A 15,172-nucleotide genomic window follows, 5' to 3' on the forward strand; every position below is an offset into this window, starting at 1 on the left:
TATTTTTAGCTGCGATTAAAAGATTTTAATCGCGATTTTCGAACTGATTACAAATACGACATATGGTGCTCTAAAAATATGCAGGCACTATATGTAGTGTTACTCGTTAGGTCGTTGACTATGAACAATATAATTTACATCGATATTTTTATCAGACAAATAAAACTGGCGACTTAAGGGATCCATATGAAGTCCGGTTGCATGCCGAATCAAGAGTCCTGCTTCATCAGTCATAGCCATTAACTCTGACGGTTTTATAAAGCGCTCATGTTGATGCGTACCCTTTGGTACTAGTTTCAACAGATATTCGGCGCCCACAATTCCCATTAGCCAGGATTTTACGTTGCGATTCAGTGTCGAGAAAAAAATATGTCCACCGGGTTTTACTAGCGCAGCACATGCTTTGATGATGGACGCTGGTTCGGGCACGTGTTCTAACATTTCCATGCAAGTAACAACGTCGAACTCTGCGGCCTGACTGACAGCCAGAGTTTCTGCCGACACACATTGATAGTCTACTGGAATTTGTGACTCCAAACCGTGAAGTTTAGCAACTTCCAAAGAGGCTTCCGCCAAATCGATACCGGTAACGTCTGCACCTAGTTTCGCCATAGATTCCGCAAGGATGCCTCCACCGCAGCCTACATCCAGTACGCGTTTTCCGAATAGGCCTCCGCAATGCTGAGCGATGAAATCGAGGCGCAGGGGATTGATAAGGTGGAGGGGTTTAAATTCGCCTTCTGCATCCCACCACCGCGAGGCGAGTTCGCTGAATTTTGCTATTTCCTGTTGGTCAACATTGGTCATCATGACTTTCTCATATCAACTGCGTAATGGTGTAAAGATACATGATCGCACACCTAAAAGGCACGTTAATCCTGTCTCTGATGATTCAATTGAGCGAAAAGTAAGCTGTTGGAACACGGCCCCGGAATTGCGATGATTAAGCGCTACATAAATTCTCTTTGCAATGGTACACTCAAGGATTAATTAGCCACCCCATAATAAACAGGCTGACCGTAGCTTTTGTTCGTTCACGGCAAAGGTTTAGCAAAAGTCTGAATAGATTAAAAAAGGGATATTGCAGTTTATGAGTGATAACGCTAAAGAAATTCTTCCCGTCAATATAGAGGAAGAGTTAAAAAACTCTTACCTTGATTATGCGATGAGCGTTATTGTCGGGCGAGCGTTGCCCGACGTAAGAGATGGTCTTAAGCCCGTTCACCGTCGCGTCTTGTTTGCGATGAATGAGCTCAAAAACGACTTCAACAAACCTTATAAAAAATCAGCCCGTGTCGTTGGTGATGTCATAGGTAAATATCACCCTCATGGTGACAGCGCGGTATACGATACCATTGTGCGTATGGCACAGCCTTTTTCTCTCCGATATATGCTGGTAGACGGGCAGGGTAACTTTGGTTCTGTAGATGGAGACTCTGCAGCAGCCATGCGTTATACAGAAGTAAGAATGGCCAAAATCGCCCATGAATTATTGGCCGATTTGGAAAAAGAAACCGTTGATTTTGTGCCCAACTATGATGGTACTGAACACATTCCCGATGTACTTCCAACTAAGGTACCGAACCTGTTAGTCAATGGTTCTTCCGGTATTGCAGTAGGTATGGCGACGAACATACCACCTCACAATCTCACCGAAGTTATCAATGGTTGTGTGGCGTTAATTGAAGATCCTTCGATGCCTATTGAAGGGTTGATGGAATATATACCTGGGCCCGATTTTCCCACTGCTGCTATGATCAGCGGTCGCAAGGGAATTGATGACGCCTACCGCACTGGACGCGGTAAAATTTACCTCCGTGCTAAGGCTGATATCGAAACCGATAGCAACGGTAAGGAAACCATTGTTGTCAACGAAATCCCTTACCAGGTAAACAAAGCCCGACTCATTGAAAAAATTGCAGAGCTGGTTAAAGAGAAACGCATTGAGGGTATCTCTGCACTGCGGGATGAATCTGACAAAGACGGAATGCGCATCGTTATTGAAGTGAAGCGCAATGAATCTGCAGAAGTATTGCTAAACCATTTGTATGCCAATACACAACTCCAAACGGTATTTGGCATCAATATGGTTGCCCTGGATAACGGCCAGCCCAAGGTATTTAACCTCAAGGAAATGCTGGAAGCATTCATCCTGCACCGCCGTGAAGTCGTTACGCGAAGAACTGTATTTGAACTGCGCAAAGCCCGGGATCGCGCTCATATCCTTGAAGGCCTGGCTATCGCGCTGACCAACATCGATCCTATTATTGAGTTGATTAAAGCCTCGCCAAGCCCGGCAGAAGCCAAGAAGGCCTTGGTATCTCAGGGGTGGAATTTAGGTGATGTGGCTGATATGTTGGAGCGTGCAGGGGATGATGCCGCGCGTCCAGACTGGCTGACACCAGAGTTCGGTATTCGCGAAGGCAAGTATTTCCTTACTGAGCAACAGGCTCAGGCCATACTCGACTTACGTTTACACAAACTCACGGGTCTTGAGCACGAAAAGATCCTCGACGAATACAAAGAATTACTCGCGCAGATTGCCGAGTTATTGCATATCCTGCGCAGTCCAGAACGTTTGATGGAAGTTATTCGCGAAGAGCTTGAAAAAGTGCGGGACGAGTTTGGCGATACAAGGCGGACAGAAATTACCGCTGCCAGCCATGATATCGATATAGAGGACCTCATCGAGCAGGAAGACGTGGTTGTCACGCTTTCTCGTGAAGGCTATGTAAAATATCAAAAACTTACTGAGTACGAGGCGCAGCGTCGTGGCGGTAAAGGCAAGTCTGCGACCAAGATGAAAGATGAAGATTTCATCGAACGTCTATTGGTAGCAAATACACACGATCACATTCTTTGTTTCTCTACCCGTGGCCGTTTGTACTGGCTTAAAGTGTATCAATTGCCGTTTGCCAGCCGCAACGCTCGTGGTAAACCCATCGTGAATATTCTTCCTTTGGAAGATAACGAACGTATCACTGCAATATTACCCATCAAAGAGTTTGAAGAAGGCAAATTCGTGCTCATGGCTACCGCTAACGGTACTGTGAAGAAAACCGATTTGAGTCTGTATTCGCGACCTCGGTCAAGCGGTATTATCGCCGTGAATTTGAACGAAGGTGATGAATTGATAGGTGTAGCCATCACTCATGGTGATGACGATATTATGCTATTTTCTGACGAAGGTAAGGTAGTACGCTTCAATGAAAAGCTCCGCGATGCAGAAACCGGCGAAGTGAAACGGGATCCCGAAACGGGAGAAGAACTACAAGCCTTACGCCCTATGGGAAGAACCGCGACTGGTGTCCGGGGTATAAAGCTCCAGGATGGGCAACGGGTGGTATCACTTATTGTACCTAGGGGCGATGGAGCCATTCTTACTGCTACAGAGAACGGTTTTGGCAAGCGTACGCCGTTGGAAGAATATCCTGCCAAGAGCAGGGCTACCCAGGGCGTGGTGTCTATTAAGGTATCTGAACGCAACGGCAAAGTGGTTGGTGCGGTGCAGGTAGATCCAATGGATGAAATCATGCTCATCAGTGACCAGGGCACACTAGTTAGAACCCGCGTTGATGAAGTCTCGATGGTCGGACGAAATACACAGGGTGTCCGTTTGATCCGTACCGGTGACGACGAACATGTTGTGGGTTTACAACGCATTGAAGAAATCATCGACGATGGGTTTGAACAAGACGGCGAAGAAAGCGACGAAAGCGGAGAAAATACCGCAAACGCCCCTGTAAACGAGGGCGCCGCAGACGCTGATAACAATAAGCCAACGACAGAAGAATAGGCGGGAGTGACCTCATGGCTTGAGGTTATTTTCATTCTTTTTGAACAAGCGGCTCATGCCGCTTGTTGTGTTTGCAGGTGTTGAAATTACTACTATGAATAACGTGTTTAATTTTAGTGCAGGGCCGGCGATGTTACCTGCTGAAGTCATGTCACAGGCGCAGGCTGAATTTATTGATTGGCAGGGATCAGGTTGTTCCGTAATGGAGGTTAGCCACCGCGGTAAAGCCTTCATTGAAGTAGCCGCTGCTGCCGAGCAGGATCTCAGGGATCTTCTGGCCATACCGGACAATTATAAGGTATTGTTTTCACACGGTGGGGGCCGGGGACAGTTTGCTGCCGTACCCTTAAATATTTCTAAATCTTCGGACACCTCGTTGCACATTGTGTCGGGATCCTGGTCCAAAGGCGCTGTTACCGAGGCATCAAAGTATAACCAAGCAAAGGTTGTTGCCGAGGTTTCTCAGAAAGACGGGCTTAACTATATGGCGCCTCCCTCACTTGAAAATATTGATGCTTCGGCCGCATACTTACACTTTTGCCCAAACGAAACGGTGGATGGTATTGCGTATAACTGGTTGCCGGAAAGTGGTGAAGTGCCTCTGGTGTCGGATATGTCTTCTTGCATATTGTCCGCGCCCCTTGATGTGAGCAAACACGGCATTATTTACGCCGGTGCGCAAAAAAATATCGGCCCCTCAGGGTTATCGGTTGTCATAGTCAGAGACGATTTGATCGGCAAGGCCCGTCGTGAAACGCCCTCAATTTTCGACTACGACTTAATGGCTAAAAACGATTCCATGTACAATACGCCACCAACCTTTTCCTGGTATTTAGCAGGTTTGGTATTTAAATGGCTGAAAGCGCAAGGTGGTTTGGCTGCAATGGAAAGCCGAAATAAGGAAAAAGCCGCTATATTATATGCCGCTATTGACAGTAGTGACTTCTACAGTAATCCGGTTCATCCCGACAATCGCTCTATCATGAATGTTCCTTTCCTTTTAGCTGAAGAAAGCCTCAATGCTGTTTTTCTCGAAAAAGCGGAATCAGCTGGTTTGCGAGCACTTAAAGGTCATCGTTCAGTAGGCGGCATGCGAGCGAGTATCTACAATGCTATGCCTAAAGCGGGCGTATTGACACTGGTAGAATTTATGCAACATTTTGAAAAGCAATACGGGTGATAGTGTGGAGCAGTTAACATTACAACCTATTCGCCGTATAGACGGCGAAGTAAACGTACCTGGTTCTAAAAGTCTCTCAAACCGGGCACTGTTATTGGCGGCACTGGCAAACGGCACAACGCGCCTGACAAATTTGCTGGACAGTGAGGATATACATCATATGCTGGTAGCGCTGGAAAAACTTGGCGTTAAATATACCCTTAGTCGTTGTAAAACACAGTGTGATGTAAAAGGGGTGGGCGGAAAGTTTTCACTGCCAGAGCAATTGTCGTTATTTTTGGGAAACGCTGGAACCGCTATGCGTCCGCTCTGTGCAGTGTTGGCAGCCAGTGATGTAGACGTTGTGCTTACTGGTGAACCGCGAATGGAAGAGCGCCCCATCGGCGATTTAGCCGATGCATTAAACGAAGCTGGCGCAAGTATCACTTATTTGAAAAATCCCGGCTATCCTCCGTTGCACATCATGGGAAGAGCCTTGAAAGGCGGAGAAGTATTCGTCGACGGCAGTGTTTCCAGCCAGTTTCTTACTGCACTGTTAATGGCTGCTCCCTTGTTCACCTCTGATACAACTATCAAAATAAAAGGTGATTTGGTATCAAAACCCTATATTGATATTACTTTGGACACCATGAAAAAGTTTGGTGTTCATGTCACCAATAACGGTTACAGCAGTTTTGAAGTGAGTGGAAATCAAGTATACCAAGCCCCGGGGACATTTTTAGTTGAGGGCGATGCGTCTTCAGCATCGTATTTCCTCGCTGCAGCAGCTATTAAAGGCGGTCGGGTTAAAGTTACTGGTATAGGTAGAAAGAGTATACAGGGTGATATTCGTTTTGCCGATGTGCTTGAAACTATGGGGGCCGGTGTTGAGTGGTTTGACGATGCTATTGTCGTTACAGGAGCTCCACTCAAAGGTATTGATATGGACATGAACCATATTCCGGATGCTGCCATGACCATTGCAACAACGGCGCTGTTTGCCGAAGGCCCTACATCAATCAGAAATATTTATAACTGGCGGGTCAAAGAAACTGACAGGCTTCACGCCATGGCCACTGAATTGAAAAAGGTGGGAGCCACCGTGGAGGAAGGTCGTGATTATATTACCGTTTGGCCTGCCGCGAAGTTAACCCACACTGCCATTGATACCTATAACGATCACCGCGTTGCCATGTGTTTTTCTTTGGTGGCATTAAGTGACACGCCAGTGACGATTAACGACCCGGGTTGTACAGCGAAAACATTTCCTGATTACTTCGAGCGTTTTTCTTCAATTTGTCATTAATTCGCCATTATCGGTTTGGAAAATACGTCGAAAATAGGCGAAAAACCGTGCCGACAATACTTTTGTCGGCATTGCTTCTATTGAGAAGGCGCGTATAATTGCGCGCGATTTATTAACCTTTTTTTAAAGTGGAGCCGGTATGCAACTTATCCCTGTCGTCACGGTTGACGGACCTAGCGGAGCAGGCAAAGGAACTTTAAGTAGCTTACTCGCAGAGAGACTTGGCTGGCATTTTCTAGACAGTGGTGCAATTTACCGCGTGCTAGCGGTGGCAACTTTACACCACGATCTTCCTGTGGATGATGAAGGGTGTGTGGTGCCTTTAGCCACCGGTCTTGATGTAAGTTTTGAAACTGACGGTGAAAGTACACGTATTATCCTTGAAGGCGAAGACGTCACTGATGATATCAGAACTGAGCAGGTTGGAGCCGTAGCCTCACAAATTGCTGCGTTACCAAGGGTAAGAGAAGCACTGCTTAGACGCCAGCGTGCATTTCAGATGTCTCCCGGCTTAGTGGCCGACGGAAGGGATATGGGAACTGTGGTGTTTCCCGACGCTGGCGTAAAGTTGTTTTTAACTGCCAGTGCAGAAGCCCGGGCAAAGCGCAGATATGCTCAGTTGAAAGACAAGGGCATGGATGTTAATATTGCGCGCCTTTTAACCGATATCAAAGCGAGAGACGAGCGGGATACTACTCGTGCTGTGGCGCCATTGGTACCGGCAGAAGATGCGATTGTGATTGATTCTACACACTTGGATATAAACCAAGTGTTTGATAAAGCGATGGAAATTGTAAAGACCAAAATGGCTTAGTGCCATTGCATGACTCTTGTTTTCCATTTTGTTTGTCGACACAGGATGTGTTGATTTTTGCTAGTAACCCCACGTTATCCGGAGTGAAATGTGGTTGTCAACTTTAAATTAACTGAACTTATGACTGAAAATTTTGCACAACTTTTTGAAGAAAGCCTCCAGGAATTAGAAACACGCCCTGGTTCCATTGTTAAAGGTACCGTTGTTTCTATCGACAAAGACATCGTTCTTGTTGATGCAGGCCTGAAATCAGAAAGTGCTATACCAGCTGACCAATTTAAAAACGCTGAAGGCGAGTTAGAAATCGCTGTTGGCGACCAGGTAGATGTTGCCCTTGATGCAGTAGAAGATGGTTTCGGCGAAACTATCCTTTCTCGCGAAAAAGCGAAGCGTCATGAAGCATGGGTTGAGCTGGAGAAAGCTTACGAAGATAAAGTCACTATTAAGGGCGTTATCAACGGTAAGGTTAAAGGCGGTTTCACTGTTGAAGTTAACAGTGTTCGCGCATTCCTGCCAGGTTCTTTGGTTGACGTACGTCCTGTACGTGATACTACTCACCTGGAAGGTAAAGAGCTTGAGTTCAAAGTAATCAAGCTGGATGCCAAGCGCAACAACGTCGTTGTGTCTCGTCGCGCAGTTATTGAAGCAGAAAGCAGTGCTGAGCGCGAATCTCTGCTGGCTAACCTGGAAGAAGGCCACGAAATCAAAGGTATCGTTAAGAACCTGACTGATTACGGTGCGTTCGTAGATCTGGGTGGTGTTGACGGTTTGTTACACATCACTGATATGGCGTGGAAACGCGTTAAGCACCCTAGTGAAATTGTTAACGTCGGTGATGAAATCAACGTTAAAGTTCTCAAGTTTGACAAAGAGAAGCAACGCGTTTCACTTGGCATGAAGCAGATGGGCAACGATCCATGGCACGATATTTCGGGCCGTTACCCAGAAGGTACTAAGATCACAGGTCAGGTGACTAATCTGACAGACTACGGCTGCTTTGTTGAAATCGAAGATGGCGTAGAGGGTCTCGTACACGTTTCTGAAATGGATTGGACGAACAAGAACATCCACCCATCGAAAGTGGTTAGCTTAGGCGATACTGTAGAAGTGATGGTTCTGGAAATTGACGAAGAACGTCGTCGTATTTCTCTGGGTCTGAAGCAGTGTATTGCTAACCCGTGGGAAACGTTTGCTGAGTCGCACGAAAAAGGTGACAAAGTATCTGGTAAGATCAAGTCAATCACTGACTTCGGTATCTTCATCGGTCTTGACGGCGGTATCGATGGACTGGTTCACTTGTCTGATATCAGCTGGAACAAAACTGGCGAAGATGCGGTTCGTGACTACAAGAAAGGCGACGAAATCTCTGCGGTTGTACTGCAAGTTGACCCAGAGCGTGAGCGCATTTCTCTTGGCGTTAAACAAATCGAAGAAGATCCTTTCAACAAGTATCTGACAGATAATAAGAAAGGTGCTATCGTTAACGGTACAGTTACTGCTGTTGACGCGAAAGGCGTTACTGTTGATTTGGCTGAAGAAGTGGAAGGCTACATCCGTGTTGCAGACTTGTCTCGCGACCGTGTAGAAGACGCTTCTGAAGTTGTTAGTGTTGGCGAAAGCATCGAAGCGAAATTTATGGGCGTTGACCGTAAAAACCGCACCGTTAACTTGTCTGTAAAAGCAAAAGACCAAGCTGACGAGAAAGAAGCGATCGACAAGGTTAACCAGCAGGAAGACGCTGGCTTCGCAAATGCGATGGCAGAAGCATTTAAAGCCGCTAAAGGCGAATAATATGCTCAGGGGTGTGAACTTTCACACCCTGTCCGCAGTAGCTGTTATAACATTGTTTTACGAGAGAGGTTTTAAATGACCAAGTCGGAACTAATCGAACGGCTCGCGGACCAAGCGCGACATATCCCGGCGAAAGATTTGGAGCTGGCGATAAAAGAAATCCTCGAACAGATGGCGCAAACCCTTCAAAAAGGTGAGCGTATTGAAATTCGTGGGTTTGGTAGCTTTTCTTTACACTACCGGGCACCTCGTGTTGGGCGAAATCCCAAGACTGGTGATACTGTGAAGTTGGACGGTAAGTATGTTCCACACTTCAAACCGGGCAAAGAGTTAAGAGAACGGGTAGACAGCGCTGTTAGTTGAAAAAAACCGCACATTGTGCGGTTTTTTTGTGCCTTTTTATTGTATTTCCCTGCAAAGCCAATATCCTTGCCATGCATCCGCTAGATTATTGCCGCTGAAATGTCAAATTAAACGGATTATTTGTTGACCAAGTATAATTAACGGTTATATTAGAGATTCGTTAAATAAAAATTATTACAGCTGAATATGTCAGCATCTAACGAAGAACAAATAATAAAACAATATCAGCCGCTAGTGCGTGCTCTTATTCCTTACGAACAAGAAAACCGATTATTAGAAGGTCTGAATAAGTTCACGGGGCGAGTGCCTAGTCACGTCAGAAAAATAATAAAAGACGAGGTCATTCGTCTTACGTGTTTAACTGATGCACCCGCAGATAACTCAGCATTTGCCCAGTTCCCGGTTTTTAAGTTCTCTCATTTTGGCGTTGAAATGCGCCTTGATAAGGTTGGCGCCACTATCCTACAGAAAGAATCTGAGCTTTACAGCGATCGATACACTGTGGGTGTATTTGAGAGTATTACCAGTTCGGCGTTTTATCAGGAACACATTCGCAAAGAAAACCACAAAAAAATTGTCGATGCCTTTACGGTTGAAACACAATCTCTCGACGATATTCATTTTGGTGATGATATTGCAATTAGCCCAAATTTTCCCGTATCTTGCCCCGAGTTTGAAAAAGGAAAAAATTGTAGTGTGTCCTCATTGGGCTACAAAAAAATGGCCTTGGAAAGTAAACGTCCACCCAAAGTAAGCACACGGGATATATTTCAGTTTCAGTTTCCGGAAGTACCGGGCTTACCTAAGGGCATGGCTATAAACTACGTAGTTTCATCAATAAAATTCAACAAGCAAACGGAAAAGTACGAGACACATTTTAAAATACATCCTTCAACTCAGCCCAAAATAAGGCAGATCCTTAGCAAATATGTCGATATGGCTGCCTATCAGCAACCATTACAACGAGAATTAGAAGCGGAAAGGGCAATGCAAGATCTCGAAAGAGACAGGGTGTTGGAACACAGCCCATGGGTGCCGGTTTTTTTGCAAAAAGACAACGACGGATTTAAGCCTGCATCAATCCTGTTTACTAAATTGAATCAGGCCCATAGTGGCGGACTTCCTGTTATACAAACGGCTATGCGAGTGCAGATGTTTCCCCGACTCATCAGAGAACTGTGTCAGTACAAAGAAGCTTTTGTAATAACCGGTGTATTGGAAACGAAAAAAAAATCTATTCCAATCAATGCCACCTTGCGGGAAATTGAGTCACTGGATTTATTGTCGCCTCTTATTCACTTGTTGAATAAAAACGAAAGCTTGCAATGTGTCCAATGCCGTTTAGAACCCGTGCGGCAAGATGATAAAACCAAAGCATTTGCCATTCATGATTTAATTAAACAAGATTACCCCCAACTCGATGCATATTCCCATATCATATATTGCAAGAATGTCTCTGAAACGATGCAGGGGTTAGTACTCACAGAAAAAAGACTGATACCGGATATACCCGAGAACCTGATAGACGATCTAAAGGATTATTCCTTGAGTATCATCATGGAAGACGAATTAGATCGACGAGCAGAAGCGCGGTATTTACTGGATAAAGAAGGATCAGTGAAAACCGGTTTGTTAAGTTCAGTAGCGGTGAAAATTCTGGATGTATCTGCGCAAGGTATGAGACTGATTTATTTAGATAAACCTGAAAAGGTTGGCAGTGAAATACGGGTGACAGTGCCGGAGCTCAAAGTCAAAAATCAGAAATACAAGGTGGTGAATTACCACGCTGCTTCTGGTGAGGCAAGATTGTGTTTGACGTCACAGCGGGAAACTATTGCAGCGGGAATTACTCAGTTTGTGCAAAAGCACTACGCCATTTTTAAGCACCGCGATCTGTCGCTCATTCAACGTAATACACATAGGTTTGTCTGGGAGTTGGCCATGCGGCATCATCCTTCAGCCAGTATACTGTGCACCACTAATCGATATCTATTGAACCGTCTTAAAACCGTATATCAGTCGGTAAATTGTGATGATTTGTATCCATTTTCTCAAATTCAAAACGTCGTACCTATGCACGGTTTTTTTGCTGACAGGGATGCTCAGAAACCAAAGTCAAAAATGCTTACCGACATGCTCAGAGGTAGTATTACAACCACTGATGTCGTTCACTGTGTGCGTAAATCGGACAAAAAATTGGTTTTTGTGCCAGAACAAGAGTATTTGTTTAGTACCACCCGAAAAGTCGTCCAGAAGTATATCGATGACGAGCAGGTCGAGTTATGCGTAACCAAAATAGAGGTAGGTCGTTGCTTATCTGCTACAACCTCCATGACAAAGAAGCGACTAGCACAGTTATCTCGTATTGATAAAGCTATGTACGACAAGTTTAATGTTATGCAGTCTTCTTATACTCACGTAATTTATTTGACCAGCGAATCAGTTTTACAAACCGCAATAATGAAAGCAGCGCTGCGCCCGGTTAAACAAAGAACAACGTCTGATTTAAAAGCGCAAGGGTAGGCTACTCCGCTGTGGGTCAAGTCTAATAGCGAATGATTTTTTACGAATGTGGTGTTATGTTTGCGTCAATTTGCTATCCTGACCAATAGTTAAAAGATCTAGGGTTTTTGCTTTGAAGGGCATAGTTACACTTCTATTGGTCATCGCTTTGCTGGCGCTGGCATTCGCAATTGGTTCGCAAAATGAATCGGTAGTTACGGTCAATTACCTCATTGCACAGGCAGATTTACGATTATCAACGCTTATCGCCATTGCAGTTAGTATTGGTATAATTGTAGGGTTGCTCATAATGCTGGTGAGTTGGCTTGGTTTGCGTATGCAATTGATAGCCGCACGAAGTCGTATCAAAAAGCTCACAAAAGAATAACCTATGCTTGAATTGCTGTTTCTCTTATTGCCCGTTGCGGCTGGTTACGGTTGGATTATGGGCAGAAACAGTGTGCGCCAAGCCCAGCGTAAGCAATCTAGTATTTTATCCCGTCACTATTACAAAGGGCTTAATTTTTTGCTGTCGGATCAACCCGACAAGGCCGTTGATACTCTCATTAAAATGATCAACCTGAATAACGACACAGTTGAAACCCACATTGCAATGGGAAATTTTTTTCGTCATCGGGGAGAAATTGATCGGGCTATCAAAGTACATCAAAACCTGGTGTCTCGGGAAGAGATCCAAGGTACGCAACAAGAAACCGCACTAAAGGAATTAGGCCGTGATTATATGCAAGCGGGTTTTTTGGAGCGAGCGGAAAACGCTTATCTTCAATTGCTGAACAGCGACAAGTATTATTTGGTAGCTCAACAGCAATTATTTAGTATTTATCAAACAACCAAAGAGTGGAATCGGGCTATTGAACTTGCCGAGCGCATGGTGGATTGTCACGGTGATTCCGATGATGTCAGTGAGCGCTTGGCTCACTTCTATTGCGAACAAGCTGATATAGAAATAAAAGCTGACAGAAGCGGTGAGGCCTTAATCCTTTTGCAAAAAGCCGTTAATGCCGATGAACATGCGGTAAGGCCTTGGTTAATGCTCGGGCATATTGCACTAAAACAACAGCGCTATGACGATGCGATTGGTTATTTTGTCCAGGTAGCAGAACATGACTTGAATTGGTTCAGTGAAGCTGTTCCGAGTCTGGAAGTGATCGCTGAGAAAACGGGTGACTGGACGCGCTTTGAAGAGGCCTTGTCTTCCCACTGGCAGGATTGTGCCACATCGTATTTAGCGATGGTTGATATAAAAATAGCACAAGGAAGAACTCAGGAAGCGAGTGATTATCTGTTAGAGCAAATTCGCAAGCGCCCGACGATGAAAGGATTTAAAACCCTTATGGGGTTGTATATCGATCAGATTGAAGACGAAGTGTCTGCAAATAGCTTAAGATTACTCAAAGCACTGGTGGAAGACCAAATTAAACAGCGACCAAAATACCGCTGTGTAAGCTGTGGCTTCTCAGGCCGCAAGCTTTACTGGTTGTGCCCGTCGTGCAAGAAGTGGAATGTAGTTAAACCCATTAAAGGTCTCGACGGAGAATAAATTTTCATGCAAGACCCCAAAGTTATTGTCGCCCTGGATTACGCCGATGCAGATGTTGCCCTGGCGTTTGTAGAAAGTCTTGATCCCACTGTTTGCCGGTTAAAGGTTGGCAAAGAGATGTTTACCTTGTTCGGTCCAGACTTAGTTAAACAACTTGTTAGTAAGGGGTTTGACGTTTTTCTCGATCTCAAATTTCACGATATTCCCAATACGGTGGCAAAAGCTTGTAAGGCCGCGGCTGAACTTGGTGTGTGGATGGTAAACGTTCACGCCTCTGGCGGTCTTGAAATGATGAAGGCTGCGAAACAGGCAATATTAGCAAGCCGTAACCCTGATACTAAACTCATTGCTGTTACGGTACTCACGAGTATGGATCAGGAACAATTGGCCGGGGTAGTTCCCTCAGTCACACCCGCTGAGCACGTTGAGAGACTTGCTGCTCTGACACACGCAGCGGGACTGGATGGCGTGGTATGCTCAGCCCAAGAGGCAGTTTTGCTAAGAAAACACTATGGCAGAGATTTCTTACTTGTTACGCCGGGTATTAGGCCAGAGGGCAGTGATAAGGGAGATCAAAAACGCGTAATGACTCCACAAAGCGCCGTGGAAGCAGGGGTGAACTATTTGGTAATGGGTAGACCTATCACTCAGGCCGAGGATCCCTTAGCGGTGTTAAAACATATAAACGAATTGTTAGTGTAAAAAAAGCCCCGAAAAGGGGCTTTTTTGTACGTTTTAGCTTTATTATCGAAGTGCTTCTTCCGCAGGTGTGTAAGTCAGCCCAAGCTTTTCGCCCAGAGCATCAACTACCGCTTTATAAGTAACTTTACCCTGGTGAACATTTAATCCATTCAGTAAGTGCTTGTCTTCCAACATTGCTTGTTTTGGCCCTTTGTTTGCTAGGGCAAGGCCAAACGGTAAAGTGGCATTATTTAATGCCATAGTAGAGGTTCTCGCCACGCCACCTGGCATGTTGGCCACACAGTAGTGCACAACGTCATCAACAATATAGACAGGGTCTTGGTGGGTAGTGGCTTTAGATGTTGCAAAACAGCCGCCTTGGTCAATGGCTACGTCAACTACTACCGAACCAGGTTTCATCGCTTTGATATGGTCTTCGTTAATGAGTTTAGGTGCTGTCGCACCCGGGATCAACACAGCCCCAACCACTAAATCGGCATTTGATGAATAGTGCTCGATGGCGTCTACAGTTGAATAAACAGTTTTAACCTGACCGTTGAAAACGTCGTCCAACTGCCGTAAACGGGGTAATGAACGGTCTAAAATGGTAACATCTGCACCTAAGCCTAATGCCATTTTAGCCGCGTTAATACCAACTACGCCACCACCTACAACCAGCACTTTACCTGGAGCAACACCAGGAACACCCCCTAATAGTGTGCCGCTGCCGCCATGTGCTTTTTCCAAATAATGGGCACCTGCCTGCACAGACATTCTGCCAGCCACTTCACTCATTGGCGCTAACAATGGCAACCCACCGCGATCATCAGTAACCGTTTCATACGCAATACAGGTTGCGCCGGATTCGACAAGTAATTCAGTTTGTACCGGATCCGGGGCTAGGTGGAGATATGTATACAGGGTTTGACCCTGGCGCAACATTTTGCACTCATTCGGTTGCGGTTCTTTTACTTTTACTATCATTTCTGCTTCGGCGAAGACTTGTTTCGCCGTGGAAACAATGGTTGCACCGGCTGCTTCATAACGCTCATCCGTGAACCCAATAGCGGCCCCTGCCTGAGTTTCTACAATTACACTGTGACCATGGGTAACAAACTCTTTAACTGCAGCAGGCGTTAAGCCAACACGATATTCATGATTTTTTATTTCTTTAGGTACACCGACCAGCATTTGCTTTC

At 45.4% G+C, this 15,172-nt stretch carries 12 protein-coding genes; 10 read left to right on the forward strand and 2 right to left on the reverse strand.

Annotation, left to right across the window (positions count from 1 at the left end; all coding sequences use genetic code 11):
* Positions 1-99 precede the first annotated feature (99 nt).
* A complete protein-coding gene (gene ubiG, locus KO518_RS13450; RefSeq protein ID WP_216026906.1) occupies positions 100-807 on the reverse strand; it encodes a bifunctional 2-polyprenyl-6-hydroxyphenol methylase/3-demethylubiquinol 3-O-methyltransferase UbiG in 708 nt (235 codons plus the stop codon).
* 283 nt (positions 808-1,090) lie between these two features.
* Between ubiG and gyrA the strand changes: the two genes are divergently transcribed.
* The 10 genes from gyrA to pyrF all read left to right on the forward strand — a co-directional run bounded on the left by gyrA (position 1,091) and on the right by pyrF (position 13,994).
* On the forward strand, positions 1,091-3,796 hold the full coding sequence (gene gyrA / locus KO518_RS13455) for a DNA topoisomerase (ATP-hydrolyzing) subunit A (RefSeq protein ID WP_252736118.1): 2,706 nt from the start codon (positions 1,091-1,093) through the stop codon (positions 3,794-3,796).
* 94 nt (positions 3,797-3,890) lie between these two features.
* Positions 3,891-4,976 (forward strand): 3-phosphoserine/phosphohydroxythreonine transaminase, encoded by a 1,086-nt coding sequence (gene serC / locus KO518_RS13460; protein WP_216026322.1) that lies wholly within the window; start codon positions 3,891-3,893, stop codon positions 4,974-4,976.
* Between the two features lie 4 nt (positions 4,977-4,980).
* Positions 4,981-6,261, forward strand: coding sequence for a 3-phosphoshikimate 1-carboxyvinyltransferase (aroA, locus tag KO518_RS13465; RefSeq protein WP_216026323.1), 1,281 nt, complete (start codon positions 4,981-4,983; stop codon positions 6,259-6,261).
* Between the two features lie 139 nt (positions 6,262-6,400).
* The gene (cmk, locus tag KO518_RS13470; protein WP_216026324.1) at positions 6,401-7,075 is read left to right on the forward strand and encodes a (d)CMP kinase; all 675 of its coding nucleotides are present in this window, start codon (positions 6,401-6,403) and stop codon (positions 7,073-7,075) included.
* Positions 7,076-7,195: 120 nt separating this feature from the next.
* On the forward strand, positions 7,196-8,866 hold the full coding sequence (gene rpsA / locus KO518_RS13475; protein ID WP_216026325.1) for a 30S ribosomal protein S1: 1,671 nt from the start codon (positions 7,196-7,198) through the stop codon (positions 8,864-8,866).
* Between the two features lie 75 nt (positions 8,867-8,941).
* Positions 8,942-9,229, forward strand: a complete 288-nt coding sequence (gene ihfB / locus KO518_RS13480; protein ID WP_216026326.1) for an integration host factor subunit beta — start codon at positions 8,942-8,944, stop codon at positions 9,227-9,229.
* 186 nt (positions 9,230-9,415) lie between these two features.
* The gene (locus KO518_RS13485) at positions 9,416-11,752 is read left to right on the forward strand and encodes a PilZ domain-containing protein (RefSeq protein ID WP_216026327.1); all 2,337 of its coding nucleotides are present in this window, start codon (positions 9,416-9,418) and stop codon (positions 11,750-11,752) included.
* A 112-nt stretch (positions 11,753-11,864) separates the two neighbouring features.
* A complete protein-coding gene (locus KO518_RS13490) occupies positions 11,865-12,119 on the forward strand; it encodes a LapA family protein (RefSeq protein WP_216026328.1) in 255 nt (84 codons plus the stop codon).
* A gap of 3 nt (positions 12,120-12,122) precedes the next feature.
* The gene (gene lapB / locus KO518_RS13495) at positions 12,123-13,292 is read left to right on the forward strand and encodes a lipopolysaccharide assembly protein LapB (RefSeq protein ID WP_216026329.1); all 1,170 of its coding nucleotides are present in this window, start codon (positions 12,123-12,125) and stop codon (positions 13,290-13,292) included.
* A gap of 6 nt (positions 13,293-13,298) precedes the next feature.
* Entirely contained in the window at positions 13,299-13,994 is a 696-nt protein-coding gene (pyrF, locus tag KO518_RS13500) for an orotidine-5'-phosphate decarboxylase (RefSeq protein WP_216026330.1), read from the forward strand.
* 42 nt (positions 13,995-14,036) lie between these two features.
* Here pyrF and ald read toward each other — a convergent pair whose 3' ends face one another.
* Complete coding sequence (ald, locus tag KO518_RS13505; protein ID WP_216026331.1) at positions 14,037-15,164, reverse strand: alanine dehydrogenase; 1,128 nt, start codon at positions 15,162-15,164, stop codon at positions 14,037-14,039.
* Positions 15,165-15,172: the final 8 nt, after the last annotated feature.

The organism is Aestuariibacter sp. A3R04, assembly GCF_018860805.1.
Lineage (GTDB): Bacteria > Pseudomonadota > Gammaproteobacteria > Enterobacterales > Alteromonadaceae > Alteromonas.

Excerpts from the sequence above, each read along its gene's own strand:
- ubiG (WP_216026906.1), bottom strand. The coding sequence starts at position 807 with ATGACCAATGTTGACCAACAGGAAATAGCAAAATTCAGCGAACTCGCC.
- gyrA (WP_252736118.1), top strand. The coding sequence starts at position 1,091 with ATGAGTGATAACGCTAAAGAAATTCTTCCCGTCAATATAGAGGAAGAG.
- serC (WP_216026322.1), top strand. The coding sequence starts at position 3,891 with ATGAATAACGTGTTTAATTTTAGTGCAGGGCCGGCGATGTTACCTGCT.
- cmk (WP_216026324.1), top strand. The coding sequence starts at position 6,401 with ATGCAACTTATCCCTGTCGTCACGGTTGACGGACCTAGCGGAGCAGGC.
- rpsA (WP_216026325.1), top strand. The coding sequence starts at position 7,196 with ATGACTGAAAATTTTGCACAACTTTTTGAAGAAAGCCTCCAGGAATTA.
- ihfB (WP_216026326.1), top strand. The coding sequence starts at position 8,942 with ATGACCAAGTCGGAACTAATCGAACGGCTCGCGGACCAAGCGCGACAT.
- KO518_RS13485 (WP_216026327.1), top strand. The coding sequence starts at position 9,416 with ATGTCAGCATCTAACGAAGAACAAATAATAAAACAATATCAGCCGCTA.
- lapB (WP_216026329.1), top strand. The coding sequence starts at position 12,123 with ATGCTTGAATTGCTGTTTCTCTTATTGCCCGTTGCGGCTGGTTACGGT.
- pyrF (WP_216026330.1), top strand. The coding sequence starts at position 13,299 with ATGCAAGACCCCAAAGTTATTGTCGCCCTGGATTACGCCGATGCAGAT.
- ald (WP_216026331.1), bottom strand. The coding sequence starts at position 15,164 with ATGCTGGTCGGTGTACCTAAAGAAATAAAAAATCATGAATATCGTGTT.